Here is a 25,467-nt window from a genome sequence, read left to right on the forward strand (position 1 = left end):
CCGTCCCGGCGCGTGTCCCGGACGGGCACTCCCGGAGTGGGGCGCCGTTGCGCCGTGGCCGAGAAGTGCCACGCCATCCAGGTAACCGGGTTTCCGCGCGGGCAGCGAGTTACCAGCGAGAGGTGTACTGCCGGTACATCCCTCCCGGGGCGCGCAGGCCGTACGGTCGAGGTGTGGACAACCGTGACGAGGTCCGCGAGTTCCTCACCTCGCGGCGAGCGAGGATCAGCCCGGAGCAGGCGGGCCTGCCCTCCGGCAGCCGACGGCGCGTCCCCGGCCTGCGCAGGAGCGAGGTCGCGGCCCTGGCCGACATGAGCGTCGAGTACTACGCGAAACTGGAGCGCGGCAACCTCGCCGGCGTCTCCCCGGCCGTCCTCGAAGCCGTCGCCCGCGCCCTGCGACTGGACGACGCCGAACGCGCCCATCTCCTCCATCTGGCCCAGGCCGCCGACGGCTCCGACGTCCTCACTCGCCCCCGGCGCCGTACCACCCCGCAGTGGACCCCGCACCGCAGCCTGCAGTGGACCCTGGACGCGATCACCGCCGGGCCCGCGTTCGTGCGCAACGGCCGCATGGACATCCTGGCCGCCAACCAGCTCGCCCGCGCCTTCTACACCGACATCTACGCCGACCCGCACAACCAGGCGAACCTCGCCCGTTTCAACTTCCTCGACCCCGCCTCCCGCCGCTTCTACCCCGACTGGGATCTCTTCGCCGACATGGCGGTGGCCATCCTGCGCGCCGAAGCCGGCCGCAATCCCTACGACAAGGACCTGCACGACCTCGTCGGCGAGCTGTCCACCCGGAGCGAGGAGTTCCGTGTCCGATGGGGCGCCCACAACGTCCGCCGCCACGGCACCGGGACGAAGCGGTTTCACCACCCGGCCGTCGGCGAGCTCACCCTCGCCTTCGAGGGCCTGGAGATGGCCGCCGAACCCGGCCTCACCCTGACCATCTACACCGCCGAACCCGGATCCCCCTCCGCCGAGGGGCTGCGGCTGCTCGCCTCCTGGGCCGCCACCGAAGAGGCCGAATCACCCGCGCAGCACTCCACCGGCTGAAGCCTGCCGCCGGCCTCGTCGTCTCCGCCGCCGGCTACCCCGTCCGACGTCTACGTCCGGCGTTGACGGCTACGGCTACGTCGCGGGCTTGGTCAGGAGCAGTTCCGTGTTGTGGTCCGCGGCGGTGCCGATGCGGGTGGCGGGGGTGGCGTAGGGGTCGTTGTAGGCGAGTTCCCGGTACAGGGCGGCAAGGCCGGGATCGGAGGTGTCGGTGAAGTCGGTCCGGTAGGGGGCGGCCGACTCGATGAGCGTGGTGAACAGCGACAGCGTGCCGTCCTGGTTGTCGGCCACCTCGATGATCCGGGCGTGGTGCGGGTAGTCGACGTGGGAGGCGGTGTTGATCTCCCAGAAGGCACGCTCGGGGACGGCGTGGCCGTGCGGGATGATCTGGTTGGTGTGGGTGTGTCCGTTGACCCAGGCCACGACGTTCGGGAAGCGCTGGAGGAGCGTGACCAGTTCGGCGCCGCTGTGGCGGCCTTCGAAGGGGTGGTACGGGTCGGGCAGCAGGTTGCCCATCGTGCCGCTGGTGTGGTGGCTGAAGACGACGACGAGCCGGTTGCCGGATCCGCCGCGCACCACATGGCCGTCGCTGTCGTACCAGTGCCCGCTGTGCGCTTCGAGGACCGACTCCAGCCAGTTCAGCTGCGCGGTGCCGAGCGAACCGTCCGCGAATCCGGCCCGGTTGGTGGTGTCGAGGCTGATGCCGAGGACGCCGTCGGCGAGGTCGAAGGTGTAGTAGAGGTGTCCGCTGCTGACCGAGTCGCTGGTGAAGCCGTGGCCGACGGGGCCGCTTCCGGTGTACGCGGGGTTCAGGTGCGCCCGGGCGAACTCGGCCGGCGTGAACGGGTGGCGCCGCTCGTCGGGCGTGACCGTGCGGATCGCGCCGCCGCTGGTCAGCAGCTTGCTCAGCAGCAGCACGGCCTCCGCCGGGTCGTGCAGTACGGCGTCCGCCAGCCGGGCCGCGGTGGCGTCGTCGCAGCCCTCCAGCTTGCGGGAGCCGGTGTAGAGGTCGTTCAGCAGACCGAGGTCGGGCAGGCTGCCCTCGATGCTGTCGTCATGGTTGCCGACCGTCGTGTACCACGGGACGCTCAGGCCGGGCGCGTCGAAGGGGCGCACGGCGCCGCTCAGGAAACCCGGGATCTGCGGCAGGCCCTTGGCCTTGTAGGCGTCCTGGAGGGACGACTCGGGGTTCCAGTACTGCGCGCTGCCGGAGTTCTGCACGCCTTCGTAGCGGGCGGGGTCGCCGCTGTTCGGGGTGATCCGGCCGCCGCTCATGACCGTCAGGTACCAGTCGAGCTCGATCCGCTCGTGGTTGTCGGTGTTGTCGCCGGTGGCCATGACCAGACTGAACGGCAGCCCGGTGTACGGGCCTTGGCGCACCGCGTTGACCCGTTCGACGAGGGAGGAGGCACCGCGCACGGTCAGCGTCTCCTGCGGCCGGTGCGCGCTGTCGTTGAGACGCGCGAGGTATTCGAACCGCACCGGCGACTCGGTGTCCGTCAGATGCAGGTCGGTGAACTGCACGAAGGAGGCGAGCCCGGTCCGCCGGTCGTCCCGCCCGGACCCGGCACCGGCCAGCTCGGCACGCACCACGAGCGGCCAGCCGGGCCCCGCCGTCAGCCGCTTGTACGCCCCGTCGCCGGACGGCGTGGCCACCTGCTCCAGCGTGGTGCCGCCGATCCGTACCGCACGCGCGGCCGTGGCGGCCAGAGCCCGGTCCTGGGCGCGTGCGGTGCTCGGTGTCAGCAGCGGCCACAGGGCTGCCCCCGCGGCTGCCGCGGATGCTCCCGACACGAACCGGCGACGGCTCATCCCGCTCATGAATCCCCCTGTCCACGGCGGCAGTCGAGTGTCACGCCCGAGGGCCGGGCGCGTCCGCCGGGGCAACCTTACTGACGGGTAGACAAGTGTCCAGGGGGCGGAGGGAAACTTGAGGGAAACAAAGGTTCGTGAGGCGCGTCAGGTGGGGTTTGCTTCTGGTCGCCGAGCCGGGTCTCGGAGCTGGGCGAGGGCGCGCCGTGCGGCGTTGTAGCCGCACATTCCGTGGGCGCCGGCGCCGGGCGGGGTCGCGGCGGAGCAGAGGTGGACACCGGGCACGCCGGTGGCGTACGGGTCGAGCGCGAGGCGCGGCCGGAAGACCAGCTGCCAGGGGTCGTTGGCGCCGGACACCACGTCACCGGCGACGTAGTTCTCGTTGTGCCGGCTCAGCTCCGTCGTGGAGCGCACGTACACCGCCCGGATCCGCTCGCGGAAGCCGGGGGCGAACTGCTGGATCCGCGCGGTGATCGCCTCGGTGGCGTCGCCGGTGAAGCCGGCCGGCACATGGGCGTAGGCGTAGAGCGGGTGCACGTCGCCTGCCGAGCGGGACTTGTCGGCGAGGTACTGCTGGCCGACGAGCACGAACGGCCGCTCGGGCATCCGGCCGGCGGCCACGTCCTTCTCGGCCGCCGCCATCTCCGCCACGCCGCCGCCGAGGTGCACCGTGCCGGCCGAGCGCGAACCCTCGTGCGCCCACGGCACACCGCCCTCGACGGCGAAGTCCACCTTGAACACCCCGGGTCCGTGGCGGTAGTTCAGGTACGCGCGGCGTACGTGACGGGGCATCCGGGCGCCCGCGATCCGGGCGGCCGCCGCCGGCGAGGTGTCCAGCATGACCAGGTCCGGGCCGCCCAGCTCGTCGAGCGAGGTCACCCGGCGGCCGGTCTCGAACTGCACGCCGTGCTCGGCCGCGCGGACCAGGACCGCGTCCCGGATCGCGGCCGAGCCGCCCTCGGCGACCGGCCAGCCGACGGCGTGCGCGGCCGTGGTCAGCGCCACCCCGATCACCGAGGAGGCGAGCGTGTCCAGGGGCCGGAAGGCGTGCACGGCGACGCCGGTGAAGAGCGCACGGGCCTCGGGCGTCCGGAAGCGGCGCGCCAGCGCCGTGGCCGGCAGGCCGGCGTAGGCGCCGAAGAGGGCCAGGTGGAGCGGGTGCCGCGGAACGTGCAGCACCGGCTGCAGGAACTCCTGGCTGATCGTCCCGAAGCGCTCGGTGAGCGGCCCGAACGTGCGCAGCCAGCCGCGGCCGCCCGCGCCGAGCCCGGTGGCGGTCCCGGTCACCGACCGGACCGCGACCGCGCCACGCCCGCCGTCGAGCGGGTGCGCGAACTCGACCGGGGCCCAGCGCCAGGTCAGACCGGCCCCGGCCAGGTCGAACCGCTGGGCGAAGGCCGAGTCGGGCACCAGGGCGTGCATGCCGGAGCACTCGTCGTGGATCAGGCCGGGCAGGGTCAGCTCACCGGACCGGGTGCCGCCGCCGAGGACGTCCGCGGCCTCGATGACGCGGACCCGCACGCCCGCCGCGGCGAGGGTGAGGGCGGCGGCGAGCCCGTTGGGCCCGCTGCCGACCACGACCGCCGTCGTCATGCGCGTGCCTCCTCGCCGTGCGCCGTCCGGTACACCGGGTGATGCTCCGGGCGCCGCCGGGTGACCGCCAGCGGGACGGGCCCGCCGGCCGTGCTCGACGATACCGAGGGCCGGTGGAAAGGAACGGCACGCCGGGGTCTCAGCCGGGCGGAGGAGGGGCGTTCTCCTCGGTGCCGCCGGAGGTGGGGGCGCCGAAGAGGGGCAGGCGGTGCACCGGGGGCGGCTCGCCCGGCAGGCCCAGGCGTTGCCAGGCCAGGCGGACCGTGGCGCGCAGCAGGCGGTGGGCGCGGGCGAGCAGGAGGCCGGCGAGGGGCAGTTCGATCAGGACGGCCGAGGCGACGGCCTCCCAGATGTCAGGAGTGCCCCAAGCGAGCGAGACGTCGAACCAGGCGTCGCACACCAGCAGCGTGGCCGCGACGACGGCGCACGGTATGAGGATCTGACGGTGCAGCCACACCGCGAGCCCCGCGGCGAGGAGGGAGAGCAACAGGAGTACGTCGAAGCCGACCCAGGCCGCCGGCCAGTGCCGGGCCTGGAACCGGTCGGGCAGGGAGACCGCGAGATAGACGGTCCACGGGACCAGGACGATCACGCACAGGGCGAGGAAGCGCAGCGCGCGACGGCGGCGGCGCCGCAGCTCAGGGGCGGTGGGCAGGGCCGCGAACCCGCCCGGCCCCACGGCCGGGGCGTCCACCGCCGCGTCGGCCCCGTCCGCCTTCTTCCCCGCGTTCTTCTCCACGGCCGGCTCCTCCACGTCGCCCCCGACCAGCCTATGCGGCCCCACCGCCGGCACACCGCGCCGCCCGAACGCATCCGTACGACGCCTCAGCCCCGCCCGCCGGGGAGCGGCACGCCCCGGGACGCCTTCGCAGGACGTCTCAGTTGACCCGCCGGCGTACGCCCCGGGGACGCCTCCCCAGGACGTCTCAACCGATCCGCCGGGGGCGGTACGTCTCCGGGACGCCTTCGTACGACGCCTCAACCCCCGCTGGCGGGGCCCCACGCCCCCGGCCTGCCTCCGTACGGCGCCCAAGCCGTCCCGCCGGCACAGCGGCACGCCCCCCGGGACGCCTCCGTACGGCGTCTCAGCCTCCCGCCGGCGGAGCCGCGTGCCCACTGAACGCCTCCAGGATGCGGTCCGCCGCCAGGGTCGCCGTCAGGCGGCCCTCTCTGACCTGGCGCTCGAGGTCCGGTGCGGCCTCGCGTACCGCCGGGTCGGCGTGCAGTCGGCCGAGGAGTTCGTCGCGGACCATCGCCCAGGTCCAGCGGACCTGCTGATCGCGCCGCTTGGCGGTGAGCCGGCCGGTGGAGTCCAGCAGCGTGCGGTGCTGTTCCAGGCGGTCCCAGACCGTGTCCAGGCCCGTCGATTCCCGCGCGCTGCAGTGCAGCACCGGCGGCGTCCAGAACGCCTCCTTGCCGTGCATCAGCCGCAGCGCGCCCGCCAGTTCACGGGCGGCGGCCCGCGCGTCGCGCTCGTGCGGGCCGTCCGCCTTGTTGACGGCGATCACGTCGGCCAGCTCCAGGACGCCCTTCTTGATGCCCTGCAGCTGGTCGCCGGTGCGGGCCAGGGTCAGCAGGAGGAAGGAGTCGACCAGCTCCGCCACCGTGGTCTCCGACTGGCCCACGCCGACGGTCTCCACGAGGATCACGTCGTAGCCCGCGGCCTCCATGACCACCATCGACTCCCGGGTGGCCTTCGCGACCCCGCCCAGTGTGCCCGCGCTGGGGGAGGGGCGGACGAAGGCGTTCGGGTCGACCGCCAGGCGCTCCATCCTCGTCTTGTCGCCCAGGATGGAGCCGCCGGTACGGGTGGAGGAGGGGTCCACGGCGAGGACCGCGACCCGGTGGCCGAGCGAGGTCAGCAGCGTGCCGAAAGCGTCGATGAACGTCGACTTGCCCACGCCCGGCACCCCGCTGATGCCGATCCGCCGTGCCCGGCCGCTGTGCGGAAGGAGCTGCGTCAGCAACTCCTGTGCCAGCGACCGGTGCTGGGGGCGGGTGGACTCGACGAGCGTGATCGCGCGGGCCACGATCGCCCGCTTTCCGTCGAGCACGCCCTTGACATACGTGTCGAGATCGATCGGTGCCACCCCGGGGCCCCGCTACAGCTCGTGGCCGAGGTCGGCCGACAGCCGCTTGACCAGGTCGTACGCCGCGTCCGGGATCACCGTCCCGGGCAGGAACACCTCCGCCGCGCCCATCTCCCGCAGCGTCGGCACGTCCTGCGGCGGGATCACCCCGCCCACCACGATCATGATGTCCTCGCGGCCCTCCTCGGCGAGCTTCTCGCGCAGCGCCGGGACGAGGGTCAGGTGGCCCGCGGCCAGCGAGGACACGCCGACCACGTGCACGTCCGCCTCGACCGCCTGCCGGGCGACCTCCTCCGGCGTCTGGAACAGCGGGCCGACGTCGACGTCGAAGCCGAGGTCGGCGAAGCCGGTGGCGATCACCTTCTGGCCGCGGTCGTGGCCGTCCTGGCCCATCTTGGCGACCAGGATGCGCGGGCGGCGCCCCTCGGCCTCCTCGAAGGCGTCCACCAGGGCACGGGTGCGGTCCACGGACGGGGACTGGCCGGTTTCGTTGCGGTACACGCCGGAGATCGTACGGATCTGGCTCGCGTGCCGGCCGTACACCTTCTCCAGGGCGTCCGAGATCTCGCCGACGGTCGCCTTGGCCCGGGCCGCGTGCACGGCCAGCTCCAGCAGGTTCTCCTTGCCGTCGGCGGCCCGGGTGAGCGCGTCGAGCGCGTCCTGGCAGGCCTGCTCGTCCCGCTCCGCGCGCAGCCGCCGCAGCTTCTCGATCTGCTGGGCGCGTACGGCGGAGTTGTCGACCTTCAGGACCTCGATCTGCTCGTCGCTGTCCACGCGGTACTTGTTCACGCCGATCACCGGCTGCCGGCCCGAGTCGATGCGGGCCTGGGTGCGGGCCGCGGCCTCCTCCACGCGCAGCTTGGGGATGCCGGCGTCGATGGCCTGCGCCATGCCGCCGGCCTGCTCGACCTCCTGGATGTGCGCCCAGGCCTTGCGCGCGAGGTCGTACGTCAGCTTCTCCACGTACGCGCTGCCGCCCCACGGGTCGATGACCCGGGTGGTGCCCGACTCCTGCTGGATGAGCAGCTGCGTGTTGCGGGCGATCCGCGCCGAGAAGTCGGTCGGCAGGGCCAGGGCCTCGTCGAGCGCGTTGGTGTGCAGCGACTGGGTGTGGCCCTGGGTCGCCGCCATCGCCTCCACGGCCGTACGCGTGACGTTGTTGAACACGTCCTGCGCGGTCAGCGACCAGCCCGAGGTCTGCGAATGGGTGCGCAGGGAGAGGGACTTGGTGTTCTCCGGCTCGAACTGCGAGACCAGCTTGGCCCACAGCAGCCGGGCCGCCCTGAGCTTCGCGACCTCCATGAAGAAGTTCATGCCGATCGCCCAGAAGAAGGACAGACGAGGGGCGAACGCGTCGACGTCCAGGCCGGCTTCACGGCCGGCGCGGATGTACTCCACGCCGTCCGCGAGCGTGTACGCCAGCTCCAGGTCGGCCGTCGCGCCGGCCTCCTGGATGTGGTAGCCGGAGATGGAGATGGAGTTGTAGCGGGGCATCCGCTGCGAGGTGTACGCGAAGATGTCGGAGATGATCCGCATCGACGGCTTCGGCGGATAGATGTAGGTGTTGCGGACCATGAACTCCTTCAGAATGTCGTTCTGAATGGTTCCGGCCAGCTTCTCGGGCGGTACGCCCTGTTCCTCCGCCGCCACGATGTACAGCGCGAGCACGGGCAGCACGGCGCCGTTCATCGTCATCGACACGGTCATCTTGTCGAGCGGGATGCCGTCGAACAGCTGCCGCATGTCGTAGATGGAGTCGATGGCCACGCCTGCCATGCCGACGTCACCGGTCACGCGCGGGTGGTCGCTGTCGTACCCCCGGTGGGTGGGCAGGTCGAAGGCGACCGAGAGGCCCTTCTGGCCCGCCGCCAGGTTGCGCCGGTAGAACGCGTTGGACTCCTCGGCGGTGGAGAAGCCCGCGTACTGGCGGATCGTCCAGGGCTGGTTGACGTACATCGTCGGGTAGGGGCCGCGCAGATACGGCGCGATGCCCGGGTAGGTGCCCAGGAAGTCCAGGCCCTCCAGGTCACGGCCGGTGTACAGCGGCTTGACCCCGATGCCCTCCGGGGTCTCCCACAGCGGCTCTTCGGTCCCGGTCGCCCGCGCGACGGCCGCCCGCCACTGGTCGGCACTGCCGCCTGTGACCGGTGTCCCCAGCTCGAGGCCGGAGAAGTCGGGGATTCCCATCAGGACACTCCCATGCGGTCGAGGGTCGCGGACAGGACGTCGATGGCGTCGCAGCCCGCGAAGACGTAACTGTCGATGCCGGCGTACTCGCCCCGGCCCGCCAGGAACACATGCCGGGCCCCGGACGCCTTGAGCGACTCGGTGGCCTGCTCGGCTTGTTCGGCGTACAGGGCGTCGCTGGAGCACAGCACGGCCTCGGTGGCGCCGCTGTCCTCGAAGGTGCCCTCGGTGACCGGCTCGATGCCGCCGGCCTGGAAGAGGTTCGCCGCGAAGGTGGCGCGCGCGGTGTACGCGGCGGCCGGGCCGAGCGTGGCGAGGAAGATCCGGGGGCGGGCGCCCGTCGCCGCGAGGTGGGCGTCGGAGCGGGCGCGCAGCTCCTCGTACGCCTCGTCGCGGCGCACCCGCGGCAGTCCGCCGGACGGCGGCTCGGGCGCGGGCTCGCGCTCCACCGGCTTCTCGGCGAGCAGCGGGAACTCGCTGACGCCGGTGATGGGTTCGCGCCGCTTGGCGAGCTTCTTGGAGCGCTCGGCCCAGGTGGTCGCGAGGTCGGTGCGCAGCCGGCCGGAGCGCAGCACGGCCGCCTGGCCGCCGTCGCGCTCGATGGTGCGGAAGAACTCCCAGGCGGCGTGGGCGAGTTGGTCGGTTAGCTGCTCGACGTACCAGGAGCCGCCCGCCGGGTCGATGACCCGGGCCAGGTGGGACTCCTCGATGAGGATCGTGGAGGTGTTGCGGGCGATCCGGCGGGAGAACGCGTCGGGCAGGCCGAGGGCGTGGTCGAAGGGCAGGACGGTCACCGAGTCGGCGCCGCCGACCCCGGCGGCGAGCGTCGCGACCGTCGTGCGGAGCATGTTCACCCACGGGTCGCGGCGGGTCATCATCACCGGGGAGGTCACCACGTGCTGCACCTGCGCGCCCGGCGCTGCGCAGACCTCGGCGACCCGGGCCCACAGCCGGCGCGCGGCGCGCAGCTTGGCGATGGTGAGGAACTGGTCGGCGGTGGCCGCATAGCGGAACTCCAGCTGCCCGGCGGCCTGTTCGACGCCGAGGCCCGCCTCGGTGAGCTCCCGCAGATACGCCACGCCGGTGGCGAGCGAGGCACCCAGCTCCTGTGCGGCCGAGCCGCCCGCCTCGTGGTACGGCAGCGCGTCCACGGTGAGGGCGCGCAGGCCGGGGTACCGCTCGGCGCAGCGGGCGGCCAGGGCCGCGTACGGCGCGAAGTCCAGCGGGGTTCCGGTGCGGGCCTCGTACCCGAGCGGGTCGCCGCCCAGGTTGCCGCGTACGGCCTCGGCGGCCACGCCCTTGTCCGCGTACAGCCGCAGCAGCGCCTCGGCGGCCCGCTCGGTGTCCCGGCCGGCGTCCAGGACCACCGGCGCGAGGTCCAGGTACACACCTTCCAGCGCCCGGCCCAGCCCGTCGACCGGCATGCCGCCCTCGCCCAGCACGAGCCACAGCGAGGTGCCGCCGTTCTCCAGGTCGGCCAGGACGGCGCCGTCCGCGAGGGCGGTGTGCCGCTGCCGTACGTCCCAGCCGCCCGCGGTGCTGCCCTCCGGACGGCTGCCGCGCACGTAGGGCGCGAAGCCGGGCAGGCCGGGGTCGGGCGCGGCGTCGCGCGCGGTGTACAGGGGCCGGGTGCGCAGCCCGTCCTCCAGCGTCGTGGACAGGGCGTCCTCAGCTGCAGCGCCCGAGACTTCCTTGCCCGACTTGCGCAGCACGCCTTCGACCAGGCGTTGCCACTGCTCGTGCGTCGCGTCAGGGAACTCGGCGGCCAGTGAGAGCCCGTCGTCAGGCAGGACCGTCATGGCTCGGATGCTAGGGCAGCGTGCTCAAGTGAGAGTAAAGGGAGGGCTGTGACGTTGCCCTCCCCGTGGTTGTGACCTGCGCCGCTCAGTCGTCGCCGGGCTCGTCGGCCGGGTCCGGAAGATCCGGTACGAGCGCGCACATGGCCGCCTGCTGCTCGGGACCCATGGAGTCGGCGAGGGCCTGCCGGACGATCCCGGCGAGCAGGGCGGAGGTCTCGCTCAGCAGGTCGCGGGCCTTGGCGGTGAGGGCGACCTGCACCCCGCGCTTGTCGCCGCACACGGACGTGCGGGCGACCAGACCGGCCCGCTGCAGGCAGGCGATCTGGTAGGTCAGCCGGGTCTTGGGGCGGCCGAGGAGGTCGGCGACCTGGGTCATGCGCAGCCCGGTGCGGGGCTGCTCCGCCAGCAGACACAGGATCAGGAACTCGTCGTGGGAGACGTCGAGGGTCTCCTTCACGACCGACCGCAGCCGCTGCTCCACGGCCCCCGTGGCGGCCAGGAGGATCATCCAGGCGCGCAGCTCGGCGGGCAGCAGGCCGCCCGCTGCGGCGGGACATTCGAGCTGGTCGGCGGGGTGGGCGTCGGAGGCGGACATGGGTCGAGTCTACCTGTCGTCCAATTTTGGACGAGGAGAGTCGGGCGGGTCATCCAATTTTGGACCAGCAGCTTGTTCAATTTTGGATGACGCGCTAGCGTGCAAGTCAGTCATCCAAATTTGAACCATTCGACTTCGGAGTACGACCATGACCGTCGCCGTGCAGACCGGCACCTGGCAGCTCGACCCGGCCGCGTCCACCGTGGGACTGCGGCACAAGACCCTGTGGGGACTCGTCACCGTGAAGGGCACGTTCGCCGCCGTCGCCGGCGGGGGCGAGGTGCACGCCGACGGCTCGGCCACCGGCACCGTGACCCTGCAGGCGGCCTCCCTGGACACCAGGAACGCCAAGCGGGACACGCACCTGCGCTCGGCCGACTTCTTCGACGCCGACAACCACCCGGAGATCACCTTCGCCGCCCGTGGCGCGGACCGCCTCGACGGCGACGGCGTACGGGTCACCGGTCAGCTGACCGTGCGGGGCGTCAGCAGGCCCCTGACCTTCACCGCGCGCCTGGCCGAGGCGGACGCCGGGGCGCTCACCCTGGACGGTGAGTTCACCGTGGACCGCGAGCAGTTCGGCATGGGCTGGAACCAGCTGGGCATGATGCGCGGGCTCACCACGGTGACGGCGCGGCTGCGCTTCACGCGGACCGGGGCCTGAGACCGGGGCGTGAGCCGCCTGTTCAGCCCTTGAGGCCCAGCTCGGCCCGGCTCACGTCCTTGGTGGAGAGGGTCTGCGGGGTCGCCGTGAAGGCGCGCAGCCGGACGTGCGCGTTCTTCGTGGGCAACGGGAAGCCGTCCTTGGGTGCCCGCAGCTCGATGGTCGCCGTGCCGTGTGCGGCGATCGTGGCCGGGCCGTGCGCGAGTGACCAGTACCGGCTCATGCCCTGGCCGTTCGTCAGCATGTAGTGCGGGGTGAGCGCGCTGCTTCCGGTGTTGGTCACCTTCACGGTCAGCGCCGAGACGGTGCCGTTCGAGCCGTGCCGGGCCGCCTTGATGTCCATGCTCAGCGGCGGCTTCCCCGTCACCGCCAGGGTCGCGCTCACCAGTGCGGGCGTGATCAGCAGGACGACCGCGCCGACCAGGGCCGGCCGGCGGCGCGGACCGGTCAGCCACCGGGGCCGCGGCTGCCAGGCGTTCCTGAACTCGGACAGGGGCACGGTGATCGCCGCGGCCAGCCACAGCGGCGTGTACATCAGGTAGTAGCCGTCCTGGGACCGCGTCGCCAGGTAGAAGGCGCACCAGGGCAGCACGGTCGCGGCCGGGCCCAGCCGCCGTACGAACAGCACGAACAGCGCCAGCAGGGCCGCGGCGAGCAGCATGCTCGCGTGGCCGTACCAGTCGAGCCGGTCGCTGCCGTGGGTGAAGTACAGGGAGATGTCGACCAGCCCCTGACCGTGCAGCACCGCACCCTGGGTCAGCGGCAGGGCGATGCCCGCCAGCCACGGGCCCGGTTCGCTCACGATGAAGTAAGCGTTGATCAACAGCCAGGTAAGGACCGCGATCCCGGCGATCCGCAGCACCACCCGCGCGGCCTCGCGCCCGCCGAGCTCGCCGCGGCGCACGGCGTAGATCCCGGCCAGCAGGAACGGGGTGACGAACCAGGGGAGCTGCTGCGCCGCGCACGCCGCGCCGATGCACGCGGCCCGCGCGATCCCGGCGGGACCCAGCCGGCCCCCGGCGCCGAACCGCGGCCAGCGCACCACCACCGGCACCAGCAGGACCAGGCCGACGATCGCCGGGTAGCCCTGCCGGGCGTACATCGGCAGGAAGCTGAAGCCCAGGCAGACCATCGTGGCCGCCGACCGCCACGGCGTCGGCAGCAGCCGCCACAGCACCACGGTGCCCGCGATCAGTACGACCGTCACCGCCAGCGTCGCCGGTGCCCCGGCGTGGCCGAGCCACAGGAAGGGCGCGGTGAGCAGCGGCGCCAGCGGGGGATAGCCGTACGTGAAGTCGTAGCCGCCGGTCGTCGTCGCCGTCAGGGCGACGCCCTTGATGTGGAAGAGCCAGGGCCACGGCTGGTCGTACACCTGGTGTCCGCCGACGATCTGCTTCGCGGCCTGCGTGGTCAGGACCGCCTCGTCGCCGCCCGCGTGGTTCAGCGCCCAGGTGCACAGGGTGAGCGCGATCGCGGTCACCAGCACGACGAGGTCGAGGCGGGCCAGTGAACGCGCCCGGCGGACCGTCAGCGTGAGCACGCCGGTCACCAGGATCGAGGCGTAGCAGACGGAGATGATCCCCGCGAGGACCAGCTTGTGCGTGGCCGCCTGCGTCCACACCTCGCGGGTGCCGATGAACAGGCTGACGTCGGCGAGCAGCGTCAGTACGCGATGCCACTGCGCGGGTGGCTCATGGAGCTCCGCGCGGGCGACCGGTACGGCGGACACCGCCGACTGCGTCCGCCGGCCGGCTGTCACCTGCTGTGTTTCTGCCAAGTGCACGGGACCGGACGCTATCGGGGGCGGATGAGCGACATGTGGCCAGGAGTCAAGAGAATGGTGTGAGCGAGGTAAGAAGCGGATGTATTCGTACAGGTGGCGCGGGTTGCTCCCGGCCGTGTGTCATCGGAGTGTCATCGGATCGGTCGCGCAGTGTGTCGCTGTTGGGCCGAACGGGTGACTTGGCGTAAGAATTGGCTGGTGCAGGCATGGAATGCGAGTCAGGTCGGGGGGAGCCGGTGAGCCGCTACGACGTCACCGATGAACAGTGGGAGGGGCTCGCCCAGGTCGTGCCGCTGCGGGGCCGGGACGCCTGGCCGTCCGCGGTGAACCACCGCTCGCTGCCGGACGCCGAGACCGAGACGCGGCGCCGGTTCGTCGTCCTGCGCGTCAACGTCTTCGCCGACGCCCGGGAAGTCGCCGAGACCCTGATGGCCGGCGCGCCGGTCCTGCTCGACCTGACCGGCGCGGAGACCGAGGTCGCCAAGCGCGTCCTCGACTTCAGCACGGGCGTGGTCTTCGGCCTGGGCAGCGGAATGCACCGCGTCGACCGCAACGTGTTTCTTCTCACCCCTCCCGGCACCGAGGTCAGCGGACTGATGGAGGGCGTGGGGGCATCGGGCGGCTGAACACCTGCCTCTGCCTTCGGCGGTTGAGCGGGGTGCTCGGGGCGGCTCGGTTCATGGTGTCCAGGGTGGCGGCGTACGGCCGCGGAAGGCCGCCCAAGACCACGGAGTGTCGCGCGGGGGCGTGCTCGCCGGGGCGACGGTGTTGTCACCCGACCGGGTGTCCCCGGTCCCGTTTGTGCCTGGGCGACCGCTCGTTCGTAGGAAGGTGCCGGGCGGGAAACGGTTCGGCAGGAAGGCCGGGTTCTACGGTCCGGACATGGCCGTGCCCTCCCTCTCCGCCGATCCCCCCGCCGCCGACGCGCCCGCCGGGACCGTCCCCGCACAGTCCCGGCGCTGCCCCGATGTGCGGGCCCGGATCACCGAGCTGCGGCTGTCGGCCTTCGCCGGGCACCGGCGGGCCGGGTTCCCGCTGGGGCCCGTCACCTTGCTCGCCGGGCCCAGCGGAACGGGGAAGACGACCGCGCTCACCGCGTACGAGGCGCTGGCTCGGCTAGGTGGTGGCGCCTCGCTCGTCGAGGTGTTCCCGGACCCGGTGGCCTGTGTGCCGCAGCGGGCCCGACCCGATGCCGGAGGGCGGCGCGGCTTCCGGATCGGCTGCACGGCCGACGGCGCCGAGGGGCCGGTCCGGCTCGACGTCGCCGTACAGGCCGAACCCGACCTCAGGATCGTGGGGGAGCGGCTGACCGCGGGCGGGGTCGTCCTGCTCCAGACCGCGCTGCGCGATCCCGGACGCCGTACCGTCCAGGCCGCCTGGCACACCGCGGGCTCCGCCCCGGTGACCCGTGCCCCGCTCCCCGACGACCGCCTCGGCACCGCCCTGCTGCCGCTGCGCGTGGCGGGCAAGACCGACGGGCAGCGCCGTGTGCTCGCCGCGGCCGAGCAGATGGTGGTCGCCCTGCGCTCCGTCTTCCCCTGCGACCCCCGCCCCGAGCACATGCGCGCCCCCGTGCCCACCGGTTCCGGCCGGCTGCTGTCCGGCTGCGACAACCTCGCCGACGTGCTGTGGCGCACCCGCGCGGAATGCGGCCGCCGGCACGGCCTGCTGGTCGACGCACTGCGCGCGGGCTGTGCGGGTCCGGTGACCGATCTCCTCGCGGAGCCGCTGCCGGACGGGACGGTACGGGCGCTGCTCGACCGCGGCGACGGCCCGCGCACCGAACTCGCCCGGCTCGGCGACGGCGAACTGCGCTATCTGGCGCTGACGCTGGTGCTGCTGACCGGCCCCGGCGTCCTGGACGTGGACGCCCCGGGCGAGGTGCCCGACGCCCTGCGCACCCTCACCGTCCTCGCCGACGGCTTCGACCGCGGCCTCGACCCGTCCCAGCGCCGGGAACTGCTGCGGACGGCCGCCCGGATGGGCGAGCGCGGGCACATCCGGTGCGTGGGCGCGGTGAGCGACGCCTCGTGGGCCGCCGGGACCGAGGGCGTCACAGTGGTACACCTGGACGCGTGACACAACCCCTCGACCTGGCCCGACTCCAGCGCAGGCTCGCCGAGTTCGCGGCCGCGCGGAACTGGCAGCCCTACCACACCCCCAAGAACCTCGTCGCCGCGCTCAGCGTGGAGGCCTCCGAACTGGTCGAGGTCTTCCAGTGGTTGACCCCGCAGGAGTCCGCCCGGGTGATGGACGACCCGGACACCGCGCACCGGGTCACCGACGAGGTCGCCGATGTCCTCGCGTATCTGCTGCAGTTCTGCGACGTCCTCGGCGTCGACCCACTGGCCGCGCTGGCCGCCAAGATCGACCGCAACGAACGGCGCTTCCCGGCCCCGGGGGCGCAGGACGGGTCCGAGCGCCCCCAACTGCCGGAAGGTTGAACTCCGCTATCACTCTCCGGAGTTGAACCGCCTGTCGAATCCGAATTGTTGTCCACAGATTTCCGTCTACCTCTGGCTTTTCGCCCCAAGCGCCTTCACTCTGGGTAGTGGACAAGAGAGTTCAAGCGGGGCGTGCGAGGAAGCACGCGGAAGGACGGGGGCGACGCATGGATGCGATACGGCTCATCCTCGCGAGCAGGCGTGCGCTGGCGTGCGGTGCCGACGCGGCCGAGACCATGGCGGAGGTGTGGCAGGCGCAGGCCCTGGCCCAGGCGATCGGCAGCCGGCTCGCGGTCTCCGGCCCGCCCGAACTGCGCGGCGAGGCGCTCGGCCTGACCGAACTGGCGGGCCGGGGCTGCGGCGTCCTGGACCCGCCCGAGCTGGACCTGGGCGACCTGCGCGCCGCCCAGCTCACCGAGCTGGCCGACGCCCGCGAGACCCTGCTCTGCCTCGGGGGCCTGCTCGGCGAGGTCGGCATGGCCCTGGTCGGCCTGGCCAGCGCGGCCGACGACGAGACGACGTACTGGCAGTGCATGGAGGCCATCGACGCGGCCGACGAGTCCCGCGACCGCGTCCTGGAGATGCTGCGCAAGCTGGCCGCGCGGGAGGAGGCTTTACAGGAGGACGGCAGCGAGAACAGCCCGTCGGGCGCCTTGTAGACACGGGCGGCCGAACCAGCCCGTCCGGTGGGTGAGGACGAGGCCGTTCGGGCCGACGTGGGTCCGAGGGAGGAGCCCCCAGGACCGCGGCTCAGCCCAGCTCGGCGTCCTCGGCGGGGCCCTGTCCGCCCTGCAGGTCCGCCCACTCCGACAGATCCGCGTTCAACGTCGCCATCAGCTCTTCCATCTGTTCCAGCAGCCCTTTCGGCTGACCGGCGCAGCCACTCTCTTCGCACATGACGGCCTCCTCGGCGCCGGCGCCGGACGGTCCGGCTCCGACCGCCCAACGATCACCACCGGGGCCGGTCACCGGCCCGCGCGGCACCGACGCGCCCGGCGAGCGAATTTCACCCGACCGGGGACGGTCGTGCCGGGCGGTACCGGCGAGGTTGACGTGGTCTGCGGCGTGCAGGATGGATGTATGGACCTTCGAATCTTCACCGAGCCCCAGCAGGGGGCCACCTACGACACCTTGCTCACCGTGGCGAAGGCCACCGAGGACCTAGGGTTCGACGCCTTCTTCCGCAGCGACCACTACCTGCGCATGGGCAGTGTCGACGGCCTGCCCGGTCCCACGGACGCCTGGATCACGCTCGCCGGACTGGCCCGCGAGACCAGGCGCATCCGCCTCGGCACGCTGATGACGGCCGGCACCTTCCGCCTGCCCGGCGTGCTCGCCATCCAGGTCGCCCAGGTCGACCAGATGTCCGGCGGCCGGGTGGAACTCGGCCTCGGCGCCGGCTGGTTCGAGGAGGAGCACCGGGCATACGGCATCCCGTTCCCGAAGGAGAAGTTCGCGCGGCTGGAGGAGCAGCTCGCGATCGTCACCGGGCTGTGGGCGACCGAGACCGGCAAGACCTTCGACTTCCACGGCACGTACTACGACCTGACCGACTCGCCCGCGCTGCCCAAGCCGGCCCAGCGGAAGGTCCCGGTGCTCGTCGGTGGGCACGGCGCGACCCGTACGCCGCGGCTCGCCGCCCGGTACGCCGACGAGTTCAACATCCCGTTCGCCTCGATCGAGGACAGCGAGCGGCAGTTCGGCCGGGTGCGTGCCGCCGCCGAGGAGGCCGGCCGGGGCGCGGACGCGCTGACGTACTCCAACGCGCTCGTGGTCTGCGTCGGCCGGGACGACCGGGAGGTCGCCCGCCGCGCCGCCGCGATCGGCCGCGAGGTGGACGAGCTCAAGTCCAACGGCCTGGCAGGCTCGCCCGCCGAGGTCGTCGACAAGATCGGCCGCTACGCCGCGATCGGCTCCCGGCGGATCTATCTGCAGATCCTGGACCTCGACGACCTGGACCACCTGGAGCTGATCTCCACCCAGGTCCAGTCGCAGCTGTCGTAACACCGCCCGGGCCACGGGCCGCCGACGGGAGTTTCCCGCCGCGCTCGACTCGGACGGGCAGTCGACCGCATGCCTCGTCCGCTGCCGTGCCTGCGAGAGCCGCCCCGCCGAGTCCGGCTTCACACGAGGCCCTCCCGGGGTGGGAGGCCGCCGCCGTGGTCCACGGCGGCGGCCCCCGCGCAACCTGAGAAAACCGGTGGTCGGCGGGCGTGCCAGGCGGAAGACTCGGACACGTGTTCCTGACGATCTCCACGCGCGGCGACGCCGCCCACCCGGCCACCGACCTCGGGTACCTGCTGCACAAGCACCCCGACAAGGCGCAGAAGTTCTCCACGTCCTACGGCACGGCGCACGTCTTCTACCCCGAGGCGGACGACCGGCGCTGCACGGCCGCGCTGCTGCTGGAGATCGACACGCTCGCGCTGGTCCGCCGGGGCAGGGGCAAGGGCCGCGGCGGAGCCCCCGACGCCGCGCTCGCGCAGTACGTCAACGACCGCCCCTATGCCGCCTCCTCGCTGCTCGCGGTCGCGCTGAGCGGCGTGTTCTCCAGCGCCCTGCGCGGCGTGTGCGCCGCCCGCCCCGAGCGGGCCGCCACCCCGCTGCCGCTGCACATCGAGGTACCGGCGCTGCCCGCCCGCGGCGGCCCGGACCTCGTACGACGGCTGTTCGAGCCGCTCGGCTGGACCGTGACCGCCGAGCCGGTCCCGCTCGACACCGAGTTCCCGCAGTGGGGCGACTCGCGGTACGTCCGCCTGGTCCTGGAGTCGCAGACGCTGACCCTCGCCGAGGCGCTGCGCCATCTGTACGTCCTGCTGCCGGTCCTCGACGACGCCAAGCACTACTGGGTCTCCTCCGACGAGGTCGACAAGCTGCTGCGGGCCGGCGAGGGCTGGCTGCCCGCCCACCCGGAGCAGAAGCTGATCACCAGCCGGTACCTCTCCCGCCGCTGGTCGCTGACCCGGCAGGCGATGGAGCGGCTGGAGCTGGTGCGGCTGGCCGAGGCCGACGACAGCGAGGTCGAGGAGATCGACAACGCGGTCGAGGAGGAGACCGGGACGGAGCAGAAGCCGACGCCGCTCGCCGTACAGCGCCGGGACGCGATCATCGAGGCGCTGCGCGCGTCCGGCGCCGGCCGGGTCCTCGACCTCGGGTGCGGACAGGGCGAGCTGGTGCGGGAGCTGCTGAAGGACGTGCGGTTCACCGAGATCGTCGGGCTCGACGTGTCCGTGCGGGCGCTCACCATCGCCGCCCGCCGGCTGAAGCTGGACCGCATGGGGGAGCGGCAGGCGTCCCGCGTCAAGCTGGTGCAGGGCTCGCTCGCCTACACCGACAACCGGCTCAAGGGCTATGACGCCGCCGTGCTCAGCGAGGTGATCGAGCACCTCGACCTGCCCCGGCTGCCCGCCCTGGAGTACGCCGTGTTCGGCCACGCCCGCCCGCGCACGGTCCTCGTGACCACCCCCAACGTCGAGTACAACGTCCGCTGGGAGACCCTGCCCGCCGGACACGCCCGGCACGGCGACCACCGCTTCGAGTGGACCCGGGAGGAGTTCCGCGGCTGGGCGCAGGCGGTGGCCGAACGGCACGGCTACGACGTGGAGTTCGCGCCCGTCGGACCGGACGACCCCGAGGTGGGCCCGCCCACCCAGATGGCACTGTTCGCGATCAGGACCGAGAAGGAGGCGAAGGCGGCATGACCGAGGCAACGGAGAACGCACCACAGCACGAGGGCCGGGTCCTCCCCGTCACCGACCTCTCGCTCGTCGTCCTCGTCGGCGCCTCCGGCTCCGGCAAGTCCACCTTCGCCCGCCGGCACTTCAAGCCGACCGAGGTGATCTCCTCGGACTTCTGCCGCGGTCTCGTCTCCGACGACGAGAACGACCAGGGCGCCACCCGGGACGCCTTCGACGTCCTGCACTACATCGCCGGCAAGCGGCTGGCCGCCGGCCGCCGCACCGTCGTGGACGCCACCAGCGTGCAGCAGGACGCCCGGCGCCAGCTGATCGACCTGGCCAGGCAGTACGACGTGCTGCCGATCGCCATCGTGCTGGACATGCCGGAGGAGGTGTGCGCCGAGCGCAACGCGGCCCGAACCGACCGCGCCGACATGCCCCGGCGGGTCATCCAGCGGCACATCCGCGAGCTGCGCCGGTCCCTGCGCCACCTGGAGCGCGAGGGCTTCCGCAAGGTGCACGTGCTGCGCGGCGTCGAGGAGGCGGAGCACGCCACCGTCGTCACCGAGAAGCGCTTCAACGACCTCACCCACCTCACCGGCCCCTTCGACATCATCGGCGACATCCACGGCTGCTCCGCCGAACTGGAGGCGCTGCTCGCCAAGCTGGGCTACACCGACGGTGTGCACCCCGAGGGCCGTACCGCCGTCTTCGTCGGCGACCTGGTCGACCGCGGCCCGGACACCCCGGGCGTGCTGCGCCGGGTGATGACGATGGTCGAGACGGGCAACGCGCTGTGCGTGCCCGGCAACCACGAGAACAAGTACGGCCGCTATCTGGCGGGCCGCAAGGTCCAGCACACCCACGGGCTCGCCGAGACCATCGAGCAGATGGAGGGCGAGAGCGAGGAGTTCAAGGCCGAGGTCCGGCAGTTCCTGGCGGGACTCGTCAGCCATTACGTCCTCGACGGCGGCAGGCTGGTCGTCTGCCACGCCGGGCTGCCCGAGAAGTACCACGGCCGCACCTCCGGCCGGGTCCGCTCGCACGCCCTGTACGGCGACACCACGGGCGAGACCGACGAGTTCGGTCTGCCGGTGCGCTACCCGTGGGCGGAGGACTACCGGGGTCGCGCGGCGGTGGTCTACGGCCACACTCCGGTCCCCGAGGCGACCTGGCTCAACAACACCATCTGCCTGGACACCGGAGCCGTCTTCGGCGGCAAGCTGACCGCGCTGCGCTGGCCGGAGCGCGAGCTGGTGGACGTGCCGGCCGAGCGGGTCTGGTACGAGCCGACGAAGCCGCTGCGCTCCGAAGCGCCGGGCGGACAGGACGGCCGGCCGCTGGACCTGGCGGACGTGTACGGCCGCAGGGCCGTGGAGACCCGGCACGCCGGCATGGTGGCGGTCCGCGAGGAGAACGCGGCGGCGGCCCTGGAGGTCATGAGCCGCTTCGCGACCGACCCGCGCCTGCTGCCGTACCTGCCGCCGACCATGGCACCGACGGCGACCTCGCAGGTCGAGGCCCGTGGCGGAGCCGCTGATGGACACTTCCTGGAGCACCCGGCCGAGGCCTTCGCGCAGTACGCGGCGGACGGCGTCGAGCGGGTCGTGTGCGAGGAGAAGCACATGGGCTCGCGGGCCGTGGCCCTGGTGTGCCGGGACGCGGAGGCGGCACGCAAGCGCTTCGGCGTGGACGGTCCCACCGGGTCCCTCTACACCCGTACCGGGCGGCCGTTCTTCGACGACGAGCAGGTGACCGAGGAGATCCTCGGTCGGCTGCGCTCGGCGATCGAGGCCGCCGGCCTCTGGGACGAACTGGCCACCGACTGGCTGCTGCTGGACGCCGAGCTGATGCCCTGGTCGCTGAAGGCCTCCGGGCTGCTGCGCAGCCAGTACGCGGCCGTCGGCGCCGCGTCCGGTGCGGTGTTCCCGGGCGCGCTGGCCGCCCTGGAGGCCGCCGCCGCGCGGGGCACGGACGTGAACGGCCTGCTGGACCGGCAGCGGGACCGCGCCGCCGACGCGGCCGCGTTCACCGCCGCCTACCGCCGCTACTGCTGGACCACGGACGGCCTGGACGGCGTACGCCTGGCGCCCTTCCAGCTGCTGGCCGTCCAGGGCCGCAGCCTCGCCGCGCTGCCGCACGACGAGCAACTGGCCCTGATCGACCGGCTGGTGGAGCACGACGGCACCGGACTGCTGCAGACCACCCGGCGGCTGTACGTCGACACCGGCGAGCCGGAGTCGGTGCGGGCGGGTGTCGACTGGTGGCTGGAGATGACCGGCCGCGGCGGTGAGGGCATGGTCGTCAAGCCGGTCGGCGCGCTGGTCCGGAACCGGGACGGCCGGCTGGTGCAGCCCGGCATCAAGTGCCGGGGCCGGGAGTACCTGCGGATCATCTACGGCCCCGAGTACACCCGGCCGGACAACCTGGCGAGGCTCAGGCGGCGCTTCCTGAACCACAAGCGGTCCCTCGCCCTGCGCGAGTACGCCCTCGGCCTGGAGGCCTTGGACCGGCTCGCGGACGGGGAGCCGCTGTGGCGGGTGCACGAGGCGGTGTTCGGGGTGCTGGCCCTGGAGTCGGAGCCGGTCGACCCACGCCTGTAGCCCGGCCGGCGCAGGCACCCGCCCGTCACGGAACAGCCTTGTGTCGCACGACACGGAACACCCTTGTGTCGCACGAGCTGGGCTTGTTGTTCCGTGACGGAGCCTCCTAGGTGTCCCTGCCGACCTGGGGCGAGCCGGTCCGGCTGCCGGAGGGTGCCGGATGAGCGCGCCGTCCGCCGCCGTGCCGCTGGACCTGAGCGGCACCGGCCGGGCGACGGCGGACGCGGTGCGCTTCCCGCGTGAGTGCCAGAGCGACGGCCGTCAGGTGACCTGGCGGGCCGTGGGCCGGCCGTCGTACGACACCGGACTGCTGCACCATCTGCCCCCGCCGACCGAACTGCCCGGTGACACGGGTGAGTTGGTCGCCTGGAGGGCCCGATACGCCTACGGCAGCCTCTATCATCGGCGCGGGCCCGGGTTCGTGACCGTCCTCGACCGGCGGGCGGCGCCGGGGACGGCCGTACGGCTCACCCTCGACCACCCCGGTCTCCTCGCCGCCTTCCTCCGCCTCCAGGAGCCGGCCCGGCTCGACGAGGTCGACCGGGAGGCCGTCGGGCGCCTCGCCGCCGAGCGGCTGGTGCCGGCCGCCGGCGGCTGGGCGGTGGCCCTGCCCCCGCGCATCCGGCGCTGGCCGGTGCCCTGCACCGCGATCTGACCGTCCCGGCCGTCACCGGAGGAGCACTTCTCGTCGTAAGGACGAAAACAGGAAGGGTCGGAAACGGTCGACAAGGGCGTGAAGACGGGCGGGGGCGGCCAGGATGGAGGCATGGCATACCACGTCGACTCCGAGGCCGGGCGGCTGCGCCGCGTGATCCTGCACCGGCCCGACCTGGAGCTCAAAAGGCTCACCCCCAGCAACAAGGACGCCCTGCTCTTCGACGACGTGCTGTGGGTGCGCCGGGCGCGCGCCGAGCACGACGGGTTCGCCGACGTCCTGCGCGACCGCGGGGTCGCCGTCCACCTCTTCGGCGACCTGCTCACCGAGACCCTTCAGTTCCCCGAGGCCCGCGCCCTCGTCCTCGACCGGGTCTTCCACGAGAAGGAGTACGGCCCCCTCGCCGCCGACCACCTGCGCGCCGCCTTCGCGTCCCTGCCCGCACGCGAGCTCGCCGAGGCGCTGGTGGGCGGCATGACCAAGCGGGAGTTCCTCCAGGCGCACGCGGAGCCGACCTCCGTCCGCTTCCATGTGATGGACCTCGACGACTTCCTTCTCGCCCCCCTGCCCAACCACCTCTTCACCCGCGACACCTCCGCCTGGATCTACGACGGGGTCGCGATCAACGCCATGCGGCTGCCCGCACGGCAGCGGGAGACGGTTCACTTCGAGGCGATCTACCGCCACCACCCGCTGTTCCGCGACGAGACGTTCAACATCTGGTCCCAGGGACAGGCCGATCACCCCTCCACCATCGAGGGCGGCGACGTCCTGGTGATCGGCAACGGGGCCGTCCTCGTCGGCATGAGCGAGCGCACCACCCCGCAGGCCGTGGAGATGCTGGCGTACAAGCTGTTCGCGGCGGGCTCGGCGCGCACCATCGTTGCGCTGGACATGCCCAAGCGGCGCGCGTTCATGCACCTCGACACCGTGATGACCATGGTCGACGGCGACACCTTCACCCAGTACGCGGGGCTCGGCATGCTGCGCTCGTACACCATCGAGCCGGGGGTCGGTGAGAAGGAGCTGAAGGTCACCGACCATCCGCCGGAGCACATGCACCGCGCGATCGCCGCCGCCCTCGGCCTCGGCGAGATCCGGGTGCTGACCGCCACCCAGGACGTGCACGCCGCGGAACGCGAGCAGTGGGACGACGGCTGCAACGTGCTCGCCGTCGAGCCCGGGGTGGTCGTCGCCTACGAGCGCAACTCGACCACCAACACCCATCTGCGCAAACAGGGCATCGAGGTGATCGAGATCCCGGGCAGCGAGCTGGGCCGGGGCCGGGGCGGGCCGCGCTGCATGAGCTGCCCCGTGGAGCGAGACGCTGTATAGAAATGTGGATGGTCGTATAGACTTCCAGTGTCATCCGCAGTCGTACGTCTGGAGCGCCCCCATGGCGACCGTCCCGTCCGCCCTCGCCGGGCGCCACTTCCTCAAGGAGCTGGACTTCACCGAGGCGGAGTTCCGCGGCCTTCTCGAGCTGGCGGCCGAGCTGAAGGCCGCCAGGAAGGCGGGGACCGAGACGCAGTACCTGCGCGGCCGGAACATCGCGTTGATCTTCGAGAAGACCTCGACGCGCACCCGCTGCGCGTTCGAGGTCGCCGCCGCCGACCAGGGCGCCCACACGACCTACCTGGACCCGTCCGGCTCGCAGATCGGCCACAAGGAGTCCGTGAAGGACACCGCGCGGGTGCTGGGCCGGATGTACGACGGCATCGAGTACCGCGGCGACAGCCAGGCCAAGGTCGAGGAGCTGGCGGCGTACGCCGGCGTGCCCGTCTACAACGGCCTCACCGACGACTGGCACCCCACGCAGATGCTCGCCGACGTGCTCACCATGACCGAGCACAGCGCCGGGCCGCTGACCGAGATCAGCTTCGCCTACCTCGGTGACGCCCGCTTCAACATGGGCAACTCCTACCTGGTCACCGGCGCCCTGCTCGGCATGGACGTACGGATCGTCGCGCCCAAGGCCTACTGGCCCGCGCAGGAGATCGTCGACCGCGCCCAGGAGCTGGCCGCCTCCAGCGGCGCCCGGATCAGCCTCACCGAGGACATCGCCGAGGGCGTCGCCGGCGCCGGCTTCGTCGCCACCGACGTCTGGGTCTCCATGGGTGAGCCCAAGGAGGTCTGGGCCGAGCGGATCAAGGCCCTCACGCCGTACGCCGTGACCATGGACGTGCTGCGCGCCACCGGCAACCCGGACGTGAAGTTCCTGCACTGCCTGCCCGCCTTCCACGACCTCGGCACCGCGGTCGGCCGCGAGATCCACGAGACGTACGGCCTGGACTCGCTCGAGGTCACCGACGAGGTCTTCGAGTCGGCGCACTCTCTCGTCTTCGACGAGGCGGAGAACCGGATGCACACCATCAAGGCGGTGCTGGTCGCCACACTCGCCCGCTGACCCTGGTCCACCGTCCCGACCAGGCCTTATCCTGACCGGCGGCCCGGAACCACCCCCTTCCGTCGCCGTCGCCGCGACCGAACACCCCCGGTCGCCC

General features: G+C 72.5%; 21 protein-coding genes. 12 read left to right on the top strand and 9 right to left on the bottom strand.

What is annotated here, in order from left to right; translation table 11 throughout:
• Positions 1–173: 173 nt before the first annotated feature.
• Positions 174–1,061 carry a helix-turn-helix transcriptional regulator gene (locus ACWC2T_RS21365; RefSeq protein ID WP_450671918.1) on the top strand — a complete coding sequence of 296 codons (888 nt, stop codon included), beginning with the start codon at positions 174–176 and terminating at the stop codon, positions 1,059–1,061.
• Between the two features lie 75 nt (positions 1,062–1,136).
• Here ACWC2T_RS21365 and ACWC2T_RS21370 read toward each other — a convergent pair whose 3' ends face one another.
• The 7 genes from ACWC2T_RS21370 to ACWC2T_RS21400 all read right to left on the bottom strand — a co-directional run bounded on the left by ACWC2T_RS21370 (position 1,137) and on the right by ACWC2T_RS21400 (position 11,137).
• Positions 1,137–2,882, bottom strand: coding sequence for a TIGR03767 family metallophosphoesterase (locus tag ACWC2T_RS21370; protein ID WP_450671919.1), 1,746 nt, complete (start codon positions 2,880–2,882; stop codon positions 1,137–1,139).
• A 138-nt stretch (positions 2,883–3,020) separates the two neighbouring features.
• Positions 3,021–4,466, bottom strand: a complete 1,446-nt coding sequence (locus tag ACWC2T_RS21375; protein ID WP_450671920.1) for a phytoene desaturase family protein — start codon at positions 4,464–4,466, stop codon at positions 3,021–3,023.
• A 139-nt stretch (positions 4,467–4,605) separates the two neighbouring features.
• Positions 4,606–5,205: a hypothetical protein gene (locus tag ACWC2T_RS21380; RefSeq protein ID WP_450671921.1), complete on the bottom strand. Its 600-nt coding sequence runs from the start codon at positions 5,203–5,205 to the stop codon at positions 4,606–4,608.
• Positions 5,206–5,551: 346 nt separating this feature from the next.
• Entirely contained in the window at positions 5,552–6,556 is a 1,005-nt protein-coding gene (meaB, locus tag ACWC2T_RS21385) for a methylmalonyl Co-A mutase-associated GTPase MeaB (protein ID WP_450671922.1), read from the bottom strand.
• A 12-nt stretch (positions 6,557–6,568) separates the two neighbouring features.
• Positions 6,569–8,743 carry a methylmalonyl-CoA mutase gene (scpA, locus tag ACWC2T_RS21390; protein ID WP_450671923.1) on the bottom strand — a complete coding sequence of 725 codons (2,175 nt, stop codon included), beginning with the start codon at positions 8,741–8,743 and terminating at the stop codon, positions 6,569–6,571.
• The gene (locus tag ACWC2T_RS21395) at positions 8,743–10,542 is read right to left on the bottom strand and encodes a methylmalonyl-CoA mutase family protein (RefSeq protein WP_450671924.1); all 1,800 of its coding nucleotides are present in this window, start codon (positions 10,540–10,542) and stop codon (positions 8,743–8,745) included. Before ACWC2T_RS21395 ends, scpA begins: the two co-directional genes overlap by 1 nt.
• An 85-nt stretch (positions 10,543–10,627) precedes the next feature.
• The gene (locus ACWC2T_RS21400; RefSeq protein ID WP_450671925.1) at positions 10,628–11,137 is read right to left on the bottom strand and encodes a MarR family winged helix-turn-helix transcriptional regulator; all 510 of its coding nucleotides are present in this window, start codon (positions 11,135–11,137) and stop codon (positions 10,628–10,630) included.
• Positions 11,138–11,285: 148 nt separating this feature from the next.
• Here ACWC2T_RS21400 and ACWC2T_RS21405 point away from each other — a divergent pair, with 148 nt between their 5' ends.
• Positions 11,286–11,801 (top strand): YceI family protein, encoded by a 516-nt coding sequence (locus ACWC2T_RS21405; protein ID WP_450671926.1) that lies wholly within the window; start codon positions 11,286–11,288, stop codon positions 11,799–11,801.
• Positions 11,802–11,823: 22 nt separating this feature from the next.
• Here ACWC2T_RS21405 and ACWC2T_RS21410 read toward each other — a convergent pair whose 3' ends face one another.
• Positions 11,824–13,584 carry a hypothetical protein gene (locus ACWC2T_RS21410; protein ID WP_450671927.1) on the bottom strand — a complete coding sequence of 587 codons (1,761 nt, stop codon included), beginning with the start codon at positions 13,582–13,584 and terminating at the stop codon, positions 11,824–11,826.
• Between the two features lie 206 nt (positions 13,585–13,790).
• Between ACWC2T_RS21410 and ACWC2T_RS21415 the strand changes: the two genes are divergently transcribed.
• From ACWC2T_RS21415 to ACWC2T_RS21430, 4 genes are all read left to right on the top strand, one after another.
• Entirely contained in the window at positions 13,791–14,210 is a 420-nt protein-coding gene (locus ACWC2T_RS21415; protein WP_351208919.1) for a cell division protein SepF, read from the top strand.
• A gap of 256 nt (positions 14,211–14,466) precedes the next feature.
• Positions 14,467–15,663 carry an ATP-binding protein gene (locus tag ACWC2T_RS21420; RefSeq protein ID WP_450671928.1) on the top strand — a complete coding sequence of 399 codons (1,197 nt, stop codon included), beginning with the start codon at positions 14,467–14,469 and terminating at the stop codon, positions 15,661–15,663.
• Positions 15,660–16,028, top strand: a complete 369-nt coding sequence (locus ACWC2T_RS21425; protein ID WP_450671929.1) for a nucleotide pyrophosphohydrolase — start codon at positions 15,660–15,662, stop codon at positions 16,026–16,028. Before ACWC2T_RS21420 ends, ACWC2T_RS21425 begins: the two co-directional genes overlap by 4 nt.
• Before the next feature lie 167 nt (positions 16,029–16,195).
• A complete protein-coding gene (locus ACWC2T_RS21430; protein ID WP_450671930.1) occupies positions 16,196–16,687 on the top strand; it encodes a DUF6099 family protein in 492 nt (163 codons plus the stop codon).
• Positions 16,688–16,778: 91 nt separating this feature from the next.
• Here the strand turns inward: ACWC2T_RS21430 and ACWC2T_RS21435 are convergent, their stop codons facing one another.
• Positions 16,779–16,925 carry a hypothetical protein gene (locus tag ACWC2T_RS21435; protein ID WP_450671931.1) on the bottom strand — a complete coding sequence of 49 codons (147 nt, stop codon included), beginning with the start codon at positions 16,923–16,925 and terminating at the stop codon, positions 16,779–16,781.
• 183 nt (positions 16,926–17,108) lie between these two features.
• On the opposite strand from ACWC2T_RS21435, the gene ACWC2T_RS21440 reads away from it, so the two are divergent.
• The 6 genes from ACWC2T_RS21440 to argF all read left to right on the top strand — a co-directional run bounded on the left by ACWC2T_RS21440 (position 17,109) and on the right by argF (position 25,370).
• Positions 17,109–18,032 (top strand): LLM class F420-dependent oxidoreductase, encoded by a 924-nt coding sequence (locus ACWC2T_RS21440; protein ID WP_450671932.1) that lies wholly within the window; start codon positions 17,109–17,111, stop codon positions 18,030–18,032.
• A gap of 233 nt (positions 18,033–18,265) precedes the next feature.
• Positions 18,266–19,729 (top strand): 3' terminal RNA ribose 2'-O-methyltransferase Hen1, encoded by a 1,464-nt coding sequence (locus ACWC2T_RS21445; protein WP_450671933.1) that lies wholly within the window; start codon positions 18,266–18,268, stop codon positions 19,727–19,729.
• Positions 19,726–22,308 (top strand): polynucleotide kinase-phosphatase, encoded by a 2,583-nt coding sequence (locus ACWC2T_RS21450; RefSeq protein ID WP_450671934.1) that lies wholly within the window; start codon positions 19,726–19,728, stop codon positions 22,306–22,308. The genes ACWC2T_RS21445 and ACWC2T_RS21450 overlap by 4 nt, the downstream gene beginning before the upstream one ends.
• 160 nt (positions 22,309–22,468) lie before the next feature.
• A complete protein-coding gene (locus tag ACWC2T_RS21455; protein WP_450671935.1) occupies positions 22,469–22,963 on the top strand; it encodes a DUF5825 family protein in 495 nt (164 codons plus the stop codon).
• Between the two features lie 111 nt (positions 22,964–23,074).
• The gene (locus ACWC2T_RS21460) at positions 23,075–24,298 is read left to right on the top strand and encodes an arginine deiminase (RefSeq protein ID WP_450671936.1); all 1,224 of its coding nucleotides are present in this window, start codon (positions 23,075–23,077) and stop codon (positions 24,296–24,298) included.
• Between the two features lie 61 nt (positions 24,299–24,359).
• Positions 24,360–25,370, top strand: coding sequence for an ornithine carbamoyltransferase (gene argF / locus ACWC2T_RS21465; protein WP_450671937.1), 1,011 nt, complete (start codon positions 24,360–24,362; stop codon positions 25,368–25,370).
• The last annotated feature ends 97 nt before the right edge of the window (positions 25,371–25,467 follow it).

The organism is Streptomyces sp. NPDC001393 (assembly GCF_053597455.1).